We start from the raw sequence: 19835 nt of genomic DNA, 5'->3' as shown, positions 1-19835 counted from the left end.
TGCTCCCAAAGCTGGTGAGAGTCCAGCCTTGCTGCAAGCGTGCGTCACTGCAAGGTGAAGCCCCCGGTCGCTGCGCCAAGGTGATCAGACGGCAAAATCATCAACGATTCCAATCCGGTCCACAGGATGGCCGCCTCGACGGAATGGCCCGGGAAGAGCTGGTCTGCAACCAGCGCATACAGGCCCAATTGCGTCAAATACGGCCCCGGCACATCCCCCGGGTCGCCGGGCACCGACATGTCGGATTTGTAGTCGACCACCAATAGCCTTGAGTCGTCAATGACCAGCCGGTCGATCCGTCCGGCCAGCCAGATCGGGGTGCCATCGCGCTGCGCCGCCACCGAAAACGGCACTTCCGCCCGGCTATTGGCGGCAAATAGGGGGGCCAGCTCGGGCCGCGTCAGGATGGATATGGCCTTGGCCCCGATCCGGGCATGCTGGTCGGGTGCTTCGGGCCACAGCGCTGCCAGTGCCTTGGGCACCACGGCCGGCCACAGGCCTGGTTCCACCCGGCCCAGATGCTGCAACAGGGCATGCAGGGCAATGCCCTCCTTGCGGGCAGTCTCGGCATCGCGCAGCTGTTCGGCCAGAGTATCGAGCGCCATTTTCGGCGCCACATGGCTGCGGGCGGCCGAGGGAGGAACCACCTTCACCCTGGTGGGCGCCGGCACCGGCACGAAAGCCTGCGGCGGGCTCGCGGCGGCGAGCGGTTCGGCCAGCCGCTTGACCGGTTGCGGCGCCACCCGATCGCGCGGATAAATCAGCGCGGTTTCGCGGCCCTCATCGTCGAGCACGCTTTCGGCGTCGGCGCGCAAGGCTCGCTCGATCGCCTGATACCAGGTGCCCTCAAGCTGCCGTTCGGGCTTGGCCGAGGGGGTCAGCGCGCCGGTGACGTAGAGTTCGTCTTCCGCCCGCGTCATGGCGACATAGAGCCGGCGCCAATATTCCTTGGCCAGATTGGCCTCGACCTGGCTCTTGACGCCCAGGCTGCCCGGCACATGGTTCTTGCTGCCCGAGGCATGCACCAGCAGCGGGCCCGGCGCCTCGGTCAACAGGTAGACCGGCCGGTTGACCTGATTGCCCTGCGGCTTGCTGGCGGCATCGGCCAGAATGACGATTGGCGCTTCCAGCCCCTTGGCGCCATGCACCGTCATCACTCGCACGCCATTACCGGCCTCGGCCAATTCGCGCTTGATCGAGACCGCGCTTTGCCGCATGGCGACGACAAAGCCCTGCAGCGATGGCTGCGACCCCTGCTCATGGGCCAGCGCCAGTTCCAGCAATTCGGCGAAGACCTCGTCCACCTCCTCGCCCAGCCGGGCATGGAAGCGCCGCAACCCGCCCTCGGCATAAAGCACCTGAGTCAGAAATTCGAACGGCCGCTCAAAGTCGAGTTCGCCGCGCCAGCGCGACAGGGCACGATAGGCCTCGGCACAGCCCGGCGTGATCGCTGTTTCCAGTGCCTGCCAGAGCGTACGGCCTTTCTCGCGCGGCTGGGCCAGAGCAAACAGTTCTTCCTCCCCGATATCGAACAAAGGCGAGCGCAGCAGCGCCGCCAATTGCAGGCTATCGGCCGGATTGAGCAGCACGTCACACAGCGCCAGCAGGTCCAGCACCGCGATATGGTCGGACACGGCCAGCCGGTCGGCGCCGGGCGTGGGTAGTCCCGCCTGCCGCAGTGCGCGGATCACCTCCTGGAACACGGCCCCGCGCGATTGCACCAGGATCAGCACGTCATTGGGCCGCACCGGCCGGCCGCGATTGGTGAGCGGCCGCTTGGTGTCGATCCAGCCCTTGATTTCCCGCGCAATGCGCTCGGCAACCTGGCGCGGCGCGGTTTTTTCGCCACCCTCGGCCGGCTCGGTCGGCCATTCGCCAGCGTCTCCTGCGGACGCCGCCTGTTGCAGCGGTGGCCACAAGCACACGCTACCGCCCTTGGTGGGGCGGCTGGTATCGTGATGCACCTTCTCGGTTTCGAGCAGCGCGTCCTGGATATTGGGGTCGTCGCTGACCTTGTCGACCGCCGCCAACACTTCGGGCAGGGTGCGAAAGCTCATATGCAGCCGCAGCGGCAGGAAGGGCACCTCGACCTCGGCGGCGCGGCGGCGGAACAGCTCGCCGGTGGCGCCGAACAGGGTCGGCTCCGCCCCCTGGAACGAATAGATCGACTGTTTCTGGTCGCCCACCGCAAACAGCGAGCGCAGCCGCGTCACGTCGCCGGCGCCGCTGAAGAATTCGTCGGCAATGGCTCGCACCACCCGCCATTGCTCGGGATTGGTGTCCTGGCTTTCGTCGACCAGGATGTGATCGATGCCGGTATCGAGCTTGTATTGCACCCAGGGCCCGGCGTCGGGATTTTCCAGCAGGTCACCCAGCTTTTCGACCAGATCGTCGAAATCCAGCAGCGAGCGGGCCCGCTTATGCGCCTGATAGCGGGATGCAATCAGCGCCACCACGTCGAGCAACGCCTCGCTGCGCTCGACCAGCAGTGCCGTGCTGAGCGCATCGACCAGCGCCGTGACACGAGCCTGTTCGGCTTCGAGCAATGTCAGGATATCGGGGCGGTCGGCCTGCTGCTTGGCGGTCAGTAGTTTGCGGGCCGTGCCCTTGTCGGTGAGAAAAGCCGTGCGCAAGGTGCCGGTATCGATGGCATCGGGGTCCAGCCGCGCCAGCAGATCCACAAAGCGGTTATTGCCGCCGGGGTCGCCGCCGAACAGCCGCACGATCTCCCTGATCCCCTCGGGCGTCAGCAGGCTTTGCTCGACCAATTGCCGCTGCAGGCTGGCCGAGCTCTCCCCGGCATGGCCCACCAGCTGGCGCAGATTGGCCTTGGCGCGCGGGATGTCGGCCAGCACCGCCTTGAGCTTACGCCCGTCGCCCAGCGCCAATTCGATGGCGTCACTCAGCGCAAAATCGCTGAGCAGGCCGAACAGCGTCTCGACCGCCGCCGTCGCGCCCTCGCCGCGCAGTCCCTGCGCCAGCACGGCCTCGCGGGTCTGCGTCAGCAGTTGGATGCGTTCCTCGTCCTCGATCACCTTGAAATCGAAGGGCACGCCCGCTTCGAGCGGAAAGCGATGCAGCACCGATTCGCAAAAGGCGTGGATGGTGACGATCTTGAGCCCGCCCGGCGTCTCCAGCGCCTGGGCAAACAGGGTGCGCGCCCGCTCGACCAGCGCGGGCCGATAGGCATTGGCTTCGATCTCCTTGAGCTCCCGCACCAGTTCGGGCTCGGGCAGGGTGGCCCAGCGGGCCAGTTCCCGGGCCAGCCGGCCGCGCATTTCGGCCGCCGCCGCCTTGGTATAGGTGAGGCACAGGATGGATTGCGGGGTGGCTCCCGCCAGCAGCAGCCGCAGCACGCGCCGGGTCAGCACGAATGTCTTGCCCGAGCCGGCATTGGCCGACACCCAGATGGACAGGTTCGGGTCCGCCGCTTTTGCCTGATTGGTGCGGGTTTGCGGAGAAATGACGGGTTTGCCGCGCTCGCTCAAAATCCGTCCTCCTCGTCTTCGTCCACCGCGGTCCACTCATCCACCCGCGCCAGATGATCATAGGCGCCAGCAAAACGCTGCGTCTTGAGCGGCAGGATGCGGGCCGGCATGGGCATCTGGTTGAACAGGAAAAAATCCACATGGCGCTGCATGCGCTCGGCAATGTCCTGGGCCGCACTCATGATGGTGTGGCCCTCGCCCAGCGAAAAATCCTTGGGGCTGAACGCCTCGGGGCCCAGCCCGATCTTGATATAGGTCAGCCGCGACGTGTCGGCCGGCGGCACGCCCGCCATGGCACCCGCGCGCGCCATCTGCGCCTCGAGCAGCATTTGCGGCGCCTCGAAGGCCTTCATCGCTCCCGGCGTGGGGAGCGAGCCGGTCTTGAAATCGAGGATTTGCAAGCTGCCATCGACCATCTCATCAACCCGGTCGGCCCGGCCGTTGAGGGTAAAGCCGGTGGGCAGTGGCCACAGCCCCGCGATCTCGGCATGGCGCCGCCGCACCTCGGCATTGCGGGCACGCTCGAAATCGAGGAATTGCCGCGCCGCCGTCTCGAAGCGCCGGATCCAGATATCGCGCCGCTCGGCGATGCCTTCGAGCCCCGAAAAGGCCTCGACCGCAAATTGCCGCAACAGCGCGGCGGCATTGGCGGCCATCACGTCATGCCCCTCCTCGACGAAGCGGGCGAGGATATCGTGGATAATGGTGCCGCGCTCGCGCGCCTCGGGCGTTTCGCCCAAGGCGTCGAGCGGCCGCAGCCTGAGCACATGCTTGGCATAAATGTCATAGGGTGAGCGCATCAGCGTCTCGATCTCGGTGACCGAGAGCTGGCGCGGCCTTGTATCGACCGGCGGATTGGGCGCCGGCCGCGTGGCGGCGCGGGTTTCGGTCACCGCATCGAGCCGCCGCGCCTGTTCCAGCCACACCGCACCACGCTTTTGCCAGGCCGCCACATTGTCCTCGCCGGCAAAGGCTTCCAGCCGCTGCACCAGCCGGGAGGGCAGAGCGGGGCTGGTGCCGATGCGGCCTGAAAAGGCGATGATGACACTTTCATTGCCCAGGCCCTGGGCAAAGTCATGCGCCGCCAGCCCCTGCCGCCGCTCGGGCGGTTCCAGCCCCGCCGCCAGGCGCATGCCCCGGCTGAGCCAGGGTCCGGGATCGGCCGCTTCAGGCCATTTATCCTCGTTGAGCGCGCAGAGAATCAGCAGGTCCGGGTTCATCAGCCGGGCTTCGATCTGCCCCCAGATGGCGATATCGCTGCGCCGCTCCTCGCGCGTGCGCACCTGGAATCCCGCCATCAGCGCCGCCAGCACGCTATCGAGCCCGGTGGGCGGAAAGCTGTGCCCCTCGTTGGCCTGCGCCGCCATCTGGCTGGCCCAATCGGCCAGTTCCGCACGGCCGGGAATGTCGGCGCCATCAGCCACCGCGTCAAAGGCCTGGCAGATCGCGGCAGCCAGTGCGCTCGCCGTGATCCGGTGTTCGCCCAGCAAGGCCAGCAGCGGCGTCAGTGCCGTCTCGATACGGCCGAACAGCGCCTCGATCGCCTCGGCCTGCCGCGCGTTCAGCCGCTTGGCCACATGGGTGGTCACCTCGCCAGCATTGGCCGCGAGCAGGGCGCGCAGCCCTGCCAGCCCCGGATTTGGCCGCTGCCCCCGCAACAGGCCCAGTTCGATATCATCGGCCAGCCGCGCAATATCGGGACGGGCCATGCCGAAGCGGGCGGCGCGATGGCGCAGCAGGGCCATCACATCCACCGGCGCACAATTGCCCGCGGCCAGGGTCAGGATCTGCCGCAGCAGCCGGCCGGCCGGAGACTGGAACAGCGGCGCGCCCGCCGCATCATCCACTTCGATGGCGAAGCGCTTGAGCTCGGCGGCGATGCGACGGGCCAAATTGCGGTCGGGCGTGACGATACCGACGCTCTTGCCGCCAGCCAGTGCCTGCCGCGCCGCCAGCGCCACGGCGCGCCCTTCCTCATCCTCATCGCGGGCGGCGATGATGGAAAGACCCTCGCAGGCCGTGCCGATTTCGAGCTGGGTCAGGCGTTGCTCGGGCCAGCGTGCCGTATCCTTGGTCAGCGCCAGCGCGCGATTGACCAGAATGGTGCGCAGATTGTCGCTCTGGCCCAGTTCGGTCACCGAATCTGCCGTCGCCCCCAGCAGCCGCAGCAGCCGCGCCAGGCCATATTGCGGATGGCCATGCGGATTGTTGGCTGCATCGAGCAATGCCGCGTGGTCGGCTTCGCTCATGCTGCAATCGAGCCCCGGCAGGACCACCGCCCCGCGCGGCAATTGGTGGATGGCCTTGAGCAGCCGTGCGGTAGCAGGAATCGAGCCGGTCGAGCCCGCGGCAATCACTGGCCGGTCGCCCCAGAGCAGGGGCGCTGCCGCCGCCTGCCGGTCGAGCCGCAGACCGCGCAATTTCATGCCGTCTTCGAACCCCTTGGCCGCCAGCCGCTCCGGCCAATAGCTGAGCGCAATATCGAGAAAGGTCAGCGTCTGCTGCCAATAGGCGCCCAGCTCGCCCGCCAGTTTGGGCACGATGGCGCGGATATCGGCGGCGCTGCGTTCCTCGGTCAGCAGGTCATCGATCAGCGCACCCAACGATTCGGCCATGGAGAGGATTTCGGCGGCCGTTGGCGGGCTGGAAAAAGCCTGCCGCCCCGCCGGCGTTTCCGCCCAGGCCGCCACCAATTGCGACAATACCAGCCGCCGCTCCAGCGCACTGGCCATGGGCGCCGCCACATCGAAGGGCGGCAGGAACGGTTCTTCGTCGGCCGCCTCGCCGCCAAAGGTGCGAATGTCGGGCAATAGGCCCGTGCCGCGCCTGGCGAATTCATCGGCCAAAACCTGCTTGGCCCGGCGCGTCGGCACGACGATGGTGACATCGCTCAGCCAGAATGGATTACTGGCGCGATCCCACCCGCCCAGCAGCGTGCCATCCATTACCCGCGCGGCCAGTGTGGCGAGAAACCGCTCGTGCGGGGGTATGGAAAAAAGGCTCATCGAGCCAGAAGCCGTTCGGTCTCGGCCAGAGCTTGGGGGTCGCCCACATGATACCAATCGGCATCCAGTGCGACGCCGAACAGCTTTTCGCGCTCCAGCGCTATTTCAAAAATATCGAGCAGCGAAAACGCCCCGTCGGCAGCCTCGGCGAACCAGCTTTTGCCCAGCAGCGCCACCCCGCCGTAAATCACTGGCGCGCCATAATCGCGGGTGATCCGTCCCATGGGGTCGAGGCAAAAATCGTGGCTGCGATCAAACCCCGTCGCCCGGTGCGGATGCACGCAGAGCAGCACCACCGCCTCGTCTTCGCCTTCGAAGCGCCCGACCATCCGCCCCAGCGGCTGGTCCTGCCCCGCCGGCCAGAAGGCATCGGTATTCATCACGAAAATCGGGTCCGAATGCAGCATGGGCAGCGCCCGCTTCACCCCACCCCCAGTGCCCAGCAGATCATCCTCGCGGCTGACCTTGAGCAGGCCGCCGAAATGGGCCAGCAGCTGATCGGCCCGGTAATGGGCATTGGCGGCAAAGCGCCTGGCGCCCTCGGCCCGCGCGTTGACCATGATCCGCTCGATCAGCGGCACGCCCAGCACCGGCACCAGCGGCTTGGGCAAGCTGTCGGTCAATGGCCGCAGCCGCGTACCCAGGCCCGCAGCCAGCAGCATCACATCGGGGAATCGGGGTTCACTCATGGCCGGATTTGAATGGTTCCCCCCGGCTTTGTCCAGCCGCGTTGGGTGTGAGTTAGCTCTATCTCATCTCAACCACCGGACATCACCTCACCCCTCAGGGGAGAGGTCGCCGCAACGCGGCGGGTGCGGGGTGCGATGCTTCCGCATCCGCTATTGTCCCAGCATCGCACCCCTCACCCTGTCCCTCTCCCCTGAGGGGCGAGGGGACGATAGAGTTCATACATCGTGGCTCCAGATGGACGTGGCGAGATCCAGACCGACCTAAGCCCTCAACGCCCCGCCGCTCGCCTTGGTCACCGCCGCCACCACGGACGCGGAGACCTTTTCGATCTCCTCATCCGTCAGCGTCTTGTCCAGGGGCTGCAACGTCACCTCGATAGCCACAGACTTCTTGCCCTCACCGACATGGGTGCCTTCGAACACGTCGAACACGCTCACATCGCGGATCAGTCCCTTGTCGGCCCCGCGGGCCGCCTTCAGAATCGTTGCGGCCGTGACACCCCGGTCCACCACAAAGGCGAAATCGCGCGATAGCGGCATCAGCCCGGACAGGGTCAGCGCCGGCTTGGTCCTGGTGGCTTTCCTGCGCGGCTCGGGAAGCGCATCCAGATCAAGTTCGAACGCTGAAACCGGCCCCTCGATATCGAGTTCGGCCGCCCAGGCGGGGTGCAATTCACCAAACCAGCCCAGGGTCACCTTGGGATTGAGCGCGATGCGTCCGCCCCGGCCCGGATGGCTCCAGGGCGCCGGCTCGGCAAAGATCTGCACCTTGTCGATATCGACGCCCAGTGCGTCCAGCACCGCGCCCAGATCGGCCTTGGCGTCGAACACGCCCACAGGCTCGGCCTTGCCGCTCCAATGGCGCCCGGCGCCATCGAGCTTGGCGGTGCCGGTGCGAATGCCGGTGGCATAGGTGTGCTGTCCGTCCGGCATGTCGCTCAGGAAGACTTGGCCCACTTCGAACAGCGCCAGATCCGCCGTGCCGCGATTGGCATTGCGCCGCGTCGCGGCCAAAAGACCCGGCAGCAGCGAGGGCCGCATATCGGTCATGTCCGAAGCAATGGCATTGGCCAATTGCAGGCTTTCCTGCCCACCACCGAAGCGCACGGCCTCGGCATGGGGAATGAACGACCAGGTCACCGCTTCGTCCAGCCCCCGTGCCGCCAAAGCCCGCCGCGCAATGCGGCGGCGGTTCTGGATATTGGTCAGCATGCGCTGGGCGACGTGATTAAGGCGGGGCAGCGGCTCGACGGGCACATGGTCCACGCCCACCATGCGCATCACTTCTTCGACCAGGTCCGCCTTCTGCGTCACATCCGGCCGCCAGCTCGGCACCTTGACGGTCCGGCTCTCGCCAGCGCCCGACAGAACGAAGCCCAGCGATGTCAGGATGGCTTCGATCCGGGAAGCCCCCAGGTCGAGCCCGGTCAGGCGTCCGACCTCGCGCAGCGGAAATTCTATGACAGTATCGGGGAACACATCCTCGCCCGAAATCGCCGGTTCCATCGGTTCGCCGCCGCAGAGTTCGAGCACGAGGCGCGTCGCCAGTTCCAGCCCCGGCTCGGTCAGCGCCGGATCGACCGAACGCTCCAGCCGGTAGCGGGCATCCGAAACGATGCCGGTCTTGCGGCCGGTGCGGGCGATCAGTTCGGGGTCCCAGCTGGCGCATTCCATGAAGACATTGGTGGTGCCGTCGGTCACGCCCGAGCGAACCCCGCCCATAATGCCGCCCAGGCACAGCGGGCCATTGTGGTCGGCAATCACCGTCATGGTCTCGTCCAGCGCATAGATCTTGTTGTCCAGCGCATCGAACGCCTCGCCTGGCTTGGCATTGCGCAGTACGGGCGCGCCAACAATCTTGTCGGCGTCATAGGCATGCAGGGGCCTTCCCCAGCCCAGCGACACCAGATTGGTAATGTCGACAATAGCATTGATCGGCCGCAGGCCCACGGCGCGCAGGCGCTGCTGCAGCCAATCGGGCGAGGGTCCGTTCCTGACGCCCTTGATATAGCGGCCGCCAAATTTGCGGATCGCCTTGGGCTCGTCGGCCCCAAACTCGTGGGGCAGCGGGGCGATCGGGCTCTTGCCTTTGGAGGGCACAACCGACATGTCCGTGGCTTTCAGCGTCCCCAGTCCGAATGCCGCCAAATCCCGTGCTACGCCGTAAACCCCGGTGGCGTCGCCGCGATTGGGCGTGATGGCGATATCGAACACCACGCCATTGATCCCGGCATAGTCGACATATTTTTCGCCAACCGGCGCATCGGCGGGCAGCTCGATAATGCCGTCATGGTCGTTGGAAAGGCCCAGCTCTTCCCCCGAGCACAGCATGCCATTGCTGTCGGCCCCGCGGATATTGCCCTTGCCGATGGTCATGTCCTTGCCCGGAATATAGGTGCCGGGGAAGGCGAACACTGTCTTGAGGCCCGTGCGCGCATTAGGCGCGCCGCAGACCACATCGATCAATTCGCCGGTGCCCGCATCCACCTTGCACACCCGCAAGCGGTCGGCATTGGGGTGCTGCTCGGCCGATACCACATGGGCCACGACAAAGGCCGAAAGCGACTTGCCCTGGTTTTCAATGCCTTCGAGCTCCAGCCCGACCGAGGTCAGCGCCGTGCCGATCTGGTCCACGGAGGCAGTGGTATCGAGATGCTCCTTGAGCCAATCGAGGGTGAATTTCATCTGTTCTGCACCTTAGCGGAAGTCGGACTTGCTGCCGGTGATCGGCGGCAGGGCACGGGAAATCTTGAACAATTCGACCAGCACATGGGCAAAGCCCCGCGCATCGTCGATGGCTTTATGGGTGTGGGCGATATGGCCGTAAAATTCGGCCGGCAGCTTGCTCATACCCCAATCGAGATAGGGAACGCCGCGCAAGGTTCCGGCCATGGTGTAGAGACACACCCCGCCGCCCTTGAATATCTGCCGGCTCTTGAACGGTCCGCCCAACACCCGCGTGCCGGCGAATTCGTCCAGATAATGGTCCATCCACAACCCGTCGAAAATCATCGGCGCGGCGACGAAGACTTTTGGTCCGGGCAGGCTTTCCACCCAATCGGCAAAGCGCGGCATCACCACGGCGGGGTCCTCGGCATTGGCCGTGGTCGCCGCCCAGGCTTCCGGCTGGGTCGCCCACCATTCCATGGTTGTTTCGTCCGGTTTGCGATCGGGACGCGGCGTGAGCTGTGCCTCGAACTCGCCATGCGGGGTGCCATCCGCCTCGATCGCCACCGAGGCAAAGCTCAGCATGGATGAATGCAACGGCGTCGGCCCATCCGCTTCGATATCGGTGACGATGAAGATCGGCTCGAGCGGGGTGTCGCTCATTTAGCTGCTCAGCCCCCCGAACAGCGTCGGCAGGTCGAGCGGGCGGAAGCCGTAATGGTCCAGCCAGCGCTGGTCGGCATCGAAAAACGCCCGCAGGTCCGGCATGCCGTATTTCAGCATGGCGATGCGGTCGATCCCCATGCCCCAGGCAAAGCCCTGATAGACATCGGGATCGAGCCCGGCATTGCGGATCACATTGGGATGCACCATGCCGCAGCCCAGGATTTCGAGCCAATCGCTGCCTTCGCCGATCTTGACCTCATTGCCCGACCGGTCGCATTGCACGTCCACTTCCATGCTGGGTTCGGTGAAGGGGAAGAAGCTCGGGCGGAAGCGCAGCGTCACATTGGGCACTTCGAAATAGGCCTTGAGGAATTCCTCCAGCACCCAGCGCAGCTGGCCGATATGGCTTTCCTTATCAATGACCAGGCCCTCGACCTGATGGAACATGGGGGTATGGGTCTGGTCACTGTCGTTGCGATAGGTGCGGCCGGGCATCACCACGCGGATCGGCGGATCCATCGGTGGCGTCAGATAGCTGGCGGCCGGCTTTTCATTGGTCTTCTGCATCACCCGCATCTGCACGGGTGAAGTGTGCGTGCGCAGCACTTTTTTGACGCCGTCGGCGCCCGGCTTCATGAAGAAGGTATCGTGCATTTCCCGGGCCGGATGGCCTTCGGGGAAATTGAGCGCGGTGAAGTTGAAATAATCTGTCTCGATATCGGGCCCTTCGGCGATCGAGAAACCCATGTCGGAGAAGATCGCGGTGATCTCGTCAATGGTCTGGCTGATCGGATGGATGCGGCCGCGCGCCGTGGGCGCTGCGGGCAAAGGCAGGGTGATATCGACCGTCTCGGCCTTGAGCCGGGCGTCGAGGGCGGCCGCCTTAAGCTGACCGCTCTTGGCTTCGATCAGCCCAGCGATCTCCTGCTTGAGGCCATTGATGGCCGGACCCGCGCTTTTGCGCTCTTCCGGAGCCATGCTTCCCAGCGAAGCGAGGAGCGCTGACACGCTGCCCTTCTTGCCGAGGGCCGCAACGCGTACGCTATCGAGCGCGGCATCGTCGCCGGCATTGGCAATGGCGGCCGAAAGTTCGGCGCGGAGGGTGGCGATCTGATTTTCGAGCGACATCGTTGGTTCCAAGGGCGTCCGGGTCATGCAGTGGACCTCATCCTGAGCCTGTCGAAGGACGAGGTCGTGGCGAGATCGGCGTGCCCGACCCCGTGGTTCGACAGGCTCACCATGAGGTCTCATGGGTCCCGTCAGTGTTTGGCCGCTATAGACCAAAACAAAACGCCTCGCGCCAGCCCTTTCGGGATAGCGCAAGGCGTCAATTTGGGCCTCAGCGTAAGCGAGGTATTAGGCGGAGACGCGCTCGTGGGTCGTCTTTTCGACGCCTTCGAGATACGCGAGCGCTGCCTTGGCCTTTTCGACCAGCACGCCGAACGCTTCGGGCTGGGTGATCGCGAGATCGCTCAGCACCTTGCGGTCAACGGCAACCTCAGCCTTGCTGAGGCCGTCGATAAATCGGCCATAGGTCAGGCCATAATCGCGCACGGCAGCGTTGATCCGCTGGATCCACAGGGCGCGGAAATTGCGCTTCTTGACGCGACGATCGCGATAGGCGTACTGGCCGGCCTTTTCGACGGCCTGCTTGGCGATACGGATCGTGGACTTGCGGCGGCCATAATAGCCCTCCGCAGCCTTCAAAACTTTTTTGTGACGGGCGTGGTTGGTAACGCCTCTTTTAACGCGTGACATGTGTCAGCTTCCTTTTCAGCGTTTTAGCGGTTGTACGGCATGTACCACTTGACCAGACCCTCGTCGCCCTTGGACAGGATCTTGGTGCCGCGGTTGGTGCGGATGTACTTTGCGTTGTGGTTGATCAAACGGTGACGCTTGCCTGCGACACCAGCCTTGACGCGACCGGTCGCTGTGAAACTGAAACGCTTTTTCGCGCCAGATTTCGTCTTCATCTTGGGCATTTTGCGGGTCCTTCAGAGTATTTGGATGGATTTGGGCCCATCGCATTCAAGAACCGCCACGGCATGCCTGTTGGCCGGGCGGTCCGGAGAAGTGGGCTCTATAGGGGGAAAGCGGGGGGAAGGCAAGAGGCACCGCGATCCATGGCGGGAAATACCATAGCAGGCGCTAAATGCCGGCAGGCCCCGCTTTTGCCGCCGCCAGCATCGGCTCCAGATGATCCTCGAACAACAGGCCGGGCCGGGCCGCCAGCGCGCCGCCATAGCGTTTTTCCGCCTCCAGCGAGATGCGCAGAAAGGCGGCGACACCCTCTGCGTCCGCCTCGGATAGCCCGTAATAGCCCGTCTCCACCCGGCTCAGAATGGCCGTCTTGCTGGCAATCATCCCCGCCGCGACATTGGCGCCATTGCTCATCGAGTTCGACCGTTTGATATAATCATGCAACGGGGTGCCCAGATGCCAGGATTGCGGCACCGTGCGATAGAGCTGCAGTAATAGCTCGAGATCGGTCATGTTGCTGAGCGTGGTATCATAGCGCCCGTCAGTGCGCCGGCGGTCCCACACGATCATCGAATCCATCGACAGGTTCAGCCATTTATGCGCGCCGGCTTTGACCAGGCGGTCGGGGCCCATGGCGACATGGCGCAGATGCACGAACTGATCGGTCATCACGTCGAGCGCGGTGCTGACAATGGCTTGATCGGCGAGCGCGGCCACGGCCAACGCCAGTTTTTCCGGCTTGAACCGGTCATCGGCATCCAGAATCGCGGCATAGGGCGCCGTGCTGGCCTCCAGCGCCAGGTTGCGCGCCGCCGAGGCACCGCTGCCCACCACCCCGCTCGAGAGCTGTAATATGCGTTTATCGGCGAGGCCCTGCCGTCCCAGCAATTCGGCGTAATCGACCCCGTCATCGCTGACGATCAGCAATTGGAAATGCGGATAGCTCTGCGCCAGCACGCTGGCGGCGCTTGCGGCGATAGTCTGCTCTGCCCGATAGGCCGGCATGATCACGGCGACGGTTTCATTCATTTGCGCGTCAGCATCCGTTCATGAACAGGACTGCATTATGCCGGACTTGAACCGGGCAGGAGCTTGTCCCATATCTTCCTCAGGCGCTGGATGCCACTCTCTTTGGGTCCTTCGCCAAGACGTTGCTTGTGACCAAGGACGGCGTAGATGTCGCGTATTTCGGTGTTTTCCGCCCCATTTCTCCTCGGCTTTGATGCCTTTGAGGAACGAGTTGATCGGCTGGCCAAGTCCGCCGACGGCTACCCGCCCTATAATATCGAGCGAACTCAAGATGATAGGGGAACCGAACAGTTTCTCGTCTCCATCGCGGTCGCCGGTTTTTCGGTCGATGAGCTCGAAGTGGTCGCCGAGGACAATCAGATCATTGTCCGCGGAAGGCAGAAGGATGAGGCTGGAAAACAATACCTGCACCGCGGTATCGCCGCACGGCAGTTCCAGCGTTCCTTCCTTCTTGCTGATGGCATGATCGTGAAAGATGCAACTTTAGGGCACGGTATGCTCGTTGTTGCTCTTGAGCGCCCGCAAGCGCCAAAGATCGCCCGACGTATCGACATTCGCTCAGTATGAGGAAAGGGCCGACAAATGTACGAAAAACGCAATGATGCGCCCGCAACGGACGCGCCCGTCCACCCCCTCAGGGGCCTGACCCCTGCCCAGTTCATGGCGCTGGGCGGCGATGCCGTCGTCTATGTGCGCCCGGTCAGCGGGCAGACCCTTTCAACCATGATCCAGGACGCCCAGTTCGACGAGGATGAGCTGTATCAGCTGGTCATGTCGGCCAATGGTACCCCGCTTCTGGTCACCGACACTGCCGACGCCGTGGCCGATTGGCTGGGCGACAAGAATCTGGGGCTCGCTACTGTGCACTAATGCCCCTGGCACGAGTCCCAGGACTCAAAAACCCCCGGAGACGATCCGGGGGTTTTTCTGTTCGCCATGACCGTTTCAGGCGGCGTAGCTGCCTTCGAGCGGGCTGGTCAGCAATTGGTAGAGCCGGTGCGGATCATCGGTCCGCCGCAAATCGTCCACCACGCTTTCGGTGCGCAGCAGGCGCGCCACCCGCGAGAGGGCCTTGAGATGGTCGGCGCCGGCCCCGGCGGGGGCCAGCAGCATCATCACAATATCCACAGGCTGGTCATCGACCGCGTCGAACTCGATGGGATCGTCCAGCCGCGCGAACACGGCGGTGACCCCATCAAGGCCCGCAATCTTGCCATGGGGAATGGCAATGCCATTACCCAGGCCGGTGGAGCCGAGTTCTTCCCGGCTGGTGATGGCGGAACAGATGTCTTCGACCGGGCGCCCGGTCATCTCGGCTGCCTTTTCGGCAAGCTGTTCAAACAACTGGCGTTTTGATTTCAGGCTGGTGCAAGAAAGCACTGCCCGTTCCGCCAGGATATCGGACAATTCCATAAGTCTGCCTTGACTATTGTTGGCTCAATTGTGGCGCCGGGCGCGTTCAATTGGTCCCGAGGGCGGGATCGATCCACCCAATATTGCCGTCGGAGCGGCGGTAGACCACATTTAGCCCGCCATGTCCAGCATGGCGGAACATCACCACCTGGCCGCCCGTCAGGTCGAGCTCCATCACGGCTTCTTCCACGCTCATCTGGCGCAGGTTCTTGGTGGTTTCGGCGATCACCGGGGGCGCATAATCCTCGTCCAGTTCGTCGAACTCGTCGCCGGCGCCGAACACGGTATATTGTGCGGTCACGGCATCAGAGACCCCATTGGGTCCCTTGCGATGGGATCTGAGCTTGCGGTTATAGCGGCGCAGACGCTTTTCGATGTTGAGCGCCATGATTTCGTAAGCACTGGTGGCGTCCCCGCCCTGGGCGCTGGCCTGCAGGGTTGCGCCGGTATCCAGATGCACCACGCAATCCGCGCGGAAGCCGATGCCGTCGGGGGTAAGGGTCAGGTGGCCGTCATAGCCGCCGTCGAAATATTTCCCGACGACCGTGGCAAAATGATCCGCCGCCTTGCCGCGCAGCGCATCGCCCACATCCATGTTCTTTCCCGAAATACGTAAGGTCATGGCTTCCTCTTCCTTCTTGTCGTTGTTATCGACACGAGGATCTCCGAAAGCCGGTTCCCGGATTTCGGGATCACGTCTCGCCTGTACTCAAAATGGGTACGCAACATCGGTGATGCTAGCCCCGCGAGCCTTGCCCATGCAATGAGCAACTCCCCGCTTGAGGTCGTTAAAGCAGATGACTTCGCCCAAGTTTGGCCATAGCCTTCGCGGGCCGTTAAAGCGGTGTGGCGATTTGCGGTGGTATCGCTGCCGCACGGGCGGGACTACGCGGCAGCGCGCCTAGTATTTCGCGCTGGAATCGCTGGCGGGGAAGCTCTCGTCGACCGCTTCGTCCTGGTCATCCCAGTCCTTGGGCGAATCGGCTTGCTCCTCCTTGCCGGCATTGCGCACCTGCACCGGGGAATCCTGGGGGCCGGGTTTCTTGCCGTCCTTCATGGCGGCGGCATCGGGCCTGGACTTGTCACGGCTGGTTTTCTTGAGCATGGCGACCTCCTGATCTTTCTGCCTCTCCGGTATCAACCCATGCGGGTGGCGCCGGGTTGCAAGCGTCTTGCACCTGCAGTCTCGGGCTTGGAGTCTTGGTGCCGCCTCTGGTAAAGAGCGGCCATGACCGAAATGCGCGCCAATACCAAGAAGCTCTTCATCAAGACCTATGGCTGTCAGATGAATGTCTATGACAGCGACAGGATGGCCGACGCCCTGGCGCCGCAAGGCTATGAGCCGACCGGCGACATCGCGCAGGCCGATCTTGTGCTGCTCAACACTTGCCATATCCGCGAGAAGGCTTCGGAAAAGGTGTTTTCCGAACTGGGGCGGCTCAAGGAATTGCAGAGCGAGCGCCGCGCTTTGGGTGGCGACATGATGATCGGCGTCGCCGGTTGCGTGGCGCAGGCCGAAGGCGAGGAAATCGCCCGCCGGGCGCCAGTGGTGGACATGGTGTTTGGCCCGCAGGCCTATCATCGCCTCCCTTCCATGCTGGCCCGTGCCGAGGCGCAGCGGCATATGCATCCGAGCCTGAAGCAGGCGGTGATCGACACCGACTTCCCCGAGGAAGACAAGTTCGACCATTTGCCGGCACCCAGGAAGGAAGTGACCATCAAGCGCGGGCTGACCGCGTTTTTGACCGTGCAGGAAGGCTGCGACAAGTTCTGCAGCTTCTGCGTGGTGCCCTATACGCGGGGCGCCGAAGTGTCGCGGCCGGTCAGCCAGGTGATTGCCGAGGCGCGCGGGCTGGTGGAAGCCGGCGTCAAGGAAATCACGCTTCTGGGCCAGAACGTCAACGCCTATCATGGCGTGGACGGCGCGGGCCGGGCGGTGGGCCTGGGCGAACTCAGCTATCTGCTGGCCGAAATTTCGGGGCTGGAACGGCTGCGCTATACGACCAGCCATCCGCGCGACATGGACGACGCCCTGATCGCAGCGCATCGCGATCTCGATATTTTGATGCCCTATCTGCATCTGCCGGTGCAGTCGGGGTCCGACACGATCCTGAAAGCGATGAACCGGCGGCATACGGCGGCTGAATATATGAAGGTCATCGAGGCCATCAAGACAGCGCGGCCGGATATGGCGCTGTCGGGCGATTTCATCGTCGGCTTCCCCGGCGAGACTGACAAGGATTTTGAGGACACGCTCAAGATCATTGCCGATGTGGGCTATGCCTCGGCCTATTCGTTCAAATATTCGACTCGCCCCGGCACGCCGGGCGCGAACCTCACGCATCAGATCGCTGAAGAGGTCAAGAATGAACGCCTGTGGCGGCTGCAGGATCTGGTCAATAGCCAGACCACTGCCTTCCATGCCTCATGCGTCGGCAAGACCCTGCCGGTGCTGATCGAGCGGCCCGGCCGCATGCCGGGCCAGGTCGGTGGCCGCTCGCCCTATCTGCAGGCCGTGCATCTGGAGGGATCGACCGATTTGATCGGGGCGATCCATCAGGTGGAGATTATCGGCACCAGCACAAATTCGCTGGTGGGACGGCTCAGGCAAGCACAGGTGGCTTGAAGTCCTGCCGGACGCCGGCTTGCAACACCACAGCTTTGCATTACTCCTAGTGCTTTGAACCAGGAGCGCAGTTGAGTGGCCGATCCAATTCACTTTCATACCCCGCAACCGTCCTATTCCAAGGCCGATCTGCTGAGCTCGGCCCGGGGCGGCTATTTCGGGCCGGGCAATGCACAATTGCCATCGCCGCCCATGTTGATGATGGACCGGATTACCGAAATCAGCCTGGATGGCGGCGAGCACGGCAAAGGCCACATCGTGGCTGAACTGGATATTTCGCCTGAACTGTGGTTTTTCGACTGCCATTTTGCCGGCGATCCGGTGATGCCTGGATGCTTGGGGCTCGATGCCATGTGGCAGATCGTCGGCTATTGGCTGGGCTGGTCCGGATCGCCCGGCAAGGGGCGCGCAATCGGCGTCGGCGAGGTCAAGTTCAAGGGCGACATCACACCCAAGACCAAGCTGGTGCGCTATGAAGTCGATATGCACCGGGTCAAGCGCGGCGCGCTGACGCTGGGCATGGGCGATGGCCGCGTGGTGGCGGATGGCAAGGTCATCTATACCGCCAAGGATATGAAAGTGGGCCTGATCCGGCCGGCAAGTTAAGCGGGCGCCCCCTTGTCCTTGCGCGGGACAGTCACAATATTGCTACAGACATCACGCGCAAATCGGCCTAGCCTTGGTCTTGTATTCGCGGTGCAAGCCCGCGCCGCGTTCCTTTCGGGAGCCACATCAGTTTGAGCAGGCACTTGTCACCGACCGCCGACAACGCACTCGCATCCCAACTCGAACTCGCTTTTGAAGACAATCGTCTGGCTGCACAGCTCTATGGCGATTTCGACCAGAACCTGGCCCTGATCGAACAGCGGCTCAAGGTTTCGGCCACTCCCCGCGGCAATCACGTTCTGCTTAAAGGCGCCGCCAGCACGGTTGACCAGGCGCGGCGCGTGCTGGAATCGCTTTATGCGAGCCTCGAGGAGGGCCGCAGCGTCGACATTGCCGACGTGGACGCCGTGATCCGCATGATCGAGACCGAGGATAGCCAGCTCACCCTGCCGACGCTGGAACGCAAGGGCAAGGTGCGCATGGCCCAGATCGCCACGCGCAAATCCACCATCGTCGCCCGCACCCCGGCCCAGGACGCCTATATGCGCGCCATGGACCGCAGTGAATTGGTGTTCGGCGTGGGTCCGGCCGGTACGGGTAAGACCTATCTTGCGGTCGCGCATGCCGCTTCGCTCCTCGAACGTGGCGATATCAATCGCATCATCCTGTCGCGGCCGGCCGTCGAAGCGGGCGAGCGGCTGGGCTTTTTGCCCGGTGACATGAAGGAAAAGGTCGATCCCTACCTGCGCCCGCTCTATGACGCGCTCTACGACATGATGAAGCCGGAAAATGTCGAGCGCTGCATCACCTCGGGCATTATCGAAGTGGCGCCTTTGGCCTTCATGCGTGGGCGAACCTTGGCCAATGCCGTGGTGATCCTGGACGAAGCGCAGAACACCACGTCAATGCAGATGAAGATGTTCCTGACCCGCCTGGGCGAGAACTCCAAGATGATCGTCACCGGCGATCCGACCCAGGTCGATCTGCCGCGCGGGGAAAAATCGGGACTGGTCGAGGCGGTGCATCTGCTCGATGGCGTCGAGGGCGTGCATGTCAGCCGGTTTGGCGATAAGGACGTGGTGCGCCACGCCCTGGTGGGCCGCATCGTGCGGGCCTACGAGGCTGATACGGCCAAGAAACTGGCCGAAAAGGCCGAAGGAAGCACGCGCTGACTGCACTACCCATAGACATTGCCATTATCCGCAATGATGAAAACTGGCCGGAGGATTTCGATCCTCTGGCCGAACGCGCCGTGCTGGAGGCGCTCAAGCATGCCAAGCCCAAGATCAAGGGGGCGGCCGAGCTGTCCATCCTGCTCACCGACGATGAAGAGCAGCATGAACTCAACCAGCAGTGGCGGGGCAAGGACAGCTCGACCAATGTGCTGAGCTTTCCCCAGATCGAGCCATTCGGGCCGGTGGTGGGTATTCTGGGTGACATCACTTTGGCGCGCGAAACGCTGGAGCGGGAAGCGCTCGAACTGGACAAGAGCCTGCCCGACCATTTCACCCATCTCGTGGTGCATGGATTTCTGCATATTTTAGGCTATGATCACCTTACCGACGCCGAGGCCCTTCAAATGGAGAGCCTTGAAACCCAGATACTGGCGGCATTGGGGATAGACGACCCCTATGCCGATTAGCGCGGTGCCCCTATAATTGGGGCG

General features: G+C 63.7%; 18 protein-coding genes. 6 read left to right on the top strand and 12 right to left on the bottom strand.

Features of this window, described 5'->3' with window-relative positions; genetic code table 11:
• Positions 1 to 44: 44 nt before the first annotated feature.
• From addA to FF80_RS20925, 9 genes are all read right to left on the bottom strand, one after another.
• Positions 45 to 3488 (bottom strand): double-strand break repair helicase AddA, encoded by a 3444-nt coding sequence (gene addA / locus FF80_RS08470; RefSeq protein WP_035099246.1) that lies wholly within the window; start codon positions 3486 to 3488, stop codon positions 45 to 47.
• On the bottom strand, positions 3485 to 6493 hold the full coding sequence (addB, locus tag FF80_RS08465; protein ID WP_081917331.1) for a double-strand break repair protein AddB: 3009 nt from the start codon (positions 6491 to 6493) through the stop codon (positions 3485 to 3487). Before addB ends, addA begins: the two co-directional genes overlap by 4 nt.
• On the bottom strand, positions 6490 to 7182 hold the full coding sequence (locus FF80_RS08460) for a nucleotidyltransferase family protein (RefSeq protein WP_035099243.1): 693 nt from the start codon (positions 7180 to 7182) through the stop codon (positions 6490 to 6492). The genes addB and FF80_RS08460 overlap by 4 nt, the downstream gene beginning before the upstream one ends.
• Before the next feature lie 261 nt (positions 7183 to 7443).
• The gene (gene pheT / locus FF80_RS08455) at positions 7444 to 9867 is read right to left on the bottom strand and encodes a phenylalanine--tRNA ligase subunit beta (RefSeq protein ID WP_035099240.1); all 2424 of its coding nucleotides are present in this window, start codon (positions 9865 to 9867) and stop codon (positions 7444 to 7446) included.
• A gap of 12 nt (positions 9868 to 9879) precedes the next feature.
• Positions 9880 to 10512 (bottom strand): 3'-5' exoribonuclease, encoded by a 633-nt coding sequence (locus FF80_RS08450; RefSeq protein ID WP_035099239.1) that lies wholly within the window; start codon positions 10510 to 10512, stop codon positions 9880 to 9882.
• Positions 10513 to 11643 carry a phenylalanine--tRNA ligase subunit alpha gene (gene pheS, locus FF80_RS08445; protein ID WP_035099238.1) on the bottom strand — a complete coding sequence of 377 codons (1131 nt, stop codon included), beginning with the start codon at positions 11641 to 11643 and terminating at the stop codon, positions 10513 to 10515.
• 228 nt (positions 11644 to 11871) lie between these two features.
• The gene (gene rplT, locus FF80_RS08440) at positions 11872 to 12273 is read right to left on the bottom strand and encodes a 50S ribosomal protein L20 (protein ID WP_035099237.1); all 402 of its coding nucleotides are present in this window, start codon (positions 12271 to 12273) and stop codon (positions 11872 to 11874) included.
• 23 nt (positions 12274 to 12296) lie between these two features.
• Positions 12297 to 12497, bottom strand: a complete 201-nt coding sequence (gene rpmI, locus FF80_RS08435; protein ID WP_035099236.1) for a 50S ribosomal protein L35 — start codon at positions 12495 to 12497, stop codon at positions 12297 to 12299.
• Positions 12498 to 12663: 166 nt separating this feature from the next.
• Positions 12664 to 13524: a glycosyltransferase family 2 protein gene (locus FF80_RS20925; protein WP_052153316.1), complete on the bottom strand. Its 861-nt coding sequence runs from the start codon at positions 13522 to 13524 to the stop codon at positions 12664 to 12666.
• A 147-nt stretch (positions 13525 to 13671) separates the two neighbouring features.
• Between FF80_RS20925 and FF80_RS08425 the strand changes: the two genes are divergently transcribed.
• Positions 13672 to 14091 (top strand): Hsp20 family protein, encoded by a 420-nt coding sequence (locus tag FF80_RS08425; RefSeq protein WP_035099235.1) that lies wholly within the window; start codon positions 13672 to 13674, stop codon positions 14089 to 14091.
• 15 nt (positions 14092 to 14106) lie between these two features.
• Positions 14107 to 14394 (top strand): DUF1150 family protein, encoded by a 288-nt coding sequence (locus tag FF80_RS08420; protein ID WP_035099234.1) that lies wholly within the window; start codon positions 14107 to 14109, stop codon positions 14392 to 14394.
• Positions 14395 to 14469: 75 nt separating this feature from the next.
• On the opposite strand, the gene FF80_RS08415 is transcribed toward FF80_RS08420, so the two are convergent.
• From FF80_RS08415 to FF80_RS08405, 3 genes are all read right to left on the bottom strand, one after another.
• Complete coding sequence (locus FF80_RS08415) at positions 14470 to 14937, bottom strand: PTS sugar transporter subunit IIA (RefSeq protein ID WP_035099231.1); 468 nt, start codon at positions 14935 to 14937, stop codon at positions 14470 to 14472.
• A gap of 46 nt (positions 14938 to 14983) precedes the next feature.
• Entirely contained in the window at positions 14984 to 15559 is a 576-nt protein-coding gene (locus FF80_RS08410) for an HPF/RaiA family ribosome-associated protein (protein WP_035099230.1), read from the bottom strand.
• Positions 15560 to 15838: 279 nt separating this feature from the next.
• A complete protein-coding gene (locus FF80_RS08405) occupies positions 15839 to 16042 on the bottom strand; it encodes a hypothetical protein (protein ID WP_035099228.1) in 204 nt (67 codons plus the stop codon).
• Between the two features lie 123 nt (positions 16043 to 16165).
• Here FF80_RS08405 and miaB point away from each other — a divergent pair, with 123 nt between their 5' ends.
• The 4 genes from miaB to ybeY all read left to right on the top strand — a co-directional run bounded on the left by miaB (position 16166) and on the right by ybeY (position 19811).
• Positions 16166 to 17563 (top strand): tRNA (N6-isopentenyl adenosine(37)-C2)-methylthiotransferase MiaB, encoded by a 1398-nt coding sequence (gene miaB / locus FF80_RS08400; protein ID WP_035099227.1) that lies wholly within the window; start codon positions 16166 to 16168, stop codon positions 17561 to 17563.
• A gap of 75 nt (positions 17564 to 17638) precedes the next feature.
• On the top strand, positions 17639 to 18169 hold the full coding sequence (gene fabA / locus FF80_RS08395; RefSeq protein WP_035099225.1) for a bifunctional 3-hydroxydecanoyl-ACP dehydratase/trans-2-decenoyl-ACP isomerase: 531 nt from the start codon (positions 17639 to 17641) through the stop codon (positions 18167 to 18169).
• A gap of 143 nt (positions 18170 to 18312) precedes the next feature.
• The gene (locus FF80_RS08390; protein ID WP_244445735.1) at positions 18313 to 19341 is read left to right on the top strand and encodes a PhoH family protein; all 1029 of its coding nucleotides are present in this window, start codon (positions 18313 to 18315) and stop codon (positions 19339 to 19341) included.
• On the top strand, positions 19338 to 19811 hold the full coding sequence (gene ybeY, locus FF80_RS08385; protein WP_035099221.1) for an rRNA maturation RNase YbeY: 474 nt from the start codon (positions 19338 to 19340) through the stop codon (positions 19809 to 19811). The genes FF80_RS08390 and ybeY overlap by 4 nt, the downstream gene beginning before the upstream one ends.
• Positions 19812 to 19835 lie beyond the last annotated feature (24 nt).

Origin of the sequence: Devosia sp. LC5, from assembly GCF_000735585.1 — a bacterium.
In the GTDB taxonomy this organism is placed as follows: Bacteria; Pseudomonadota; Alphaproteobacteria; order Rhizobiales; family Devosiaceae; genus Devosia.
Note: the sequence above shows the minus strand (reverse complement) of the source record. Positions and strands in the feature narration are given on the sequence as shown.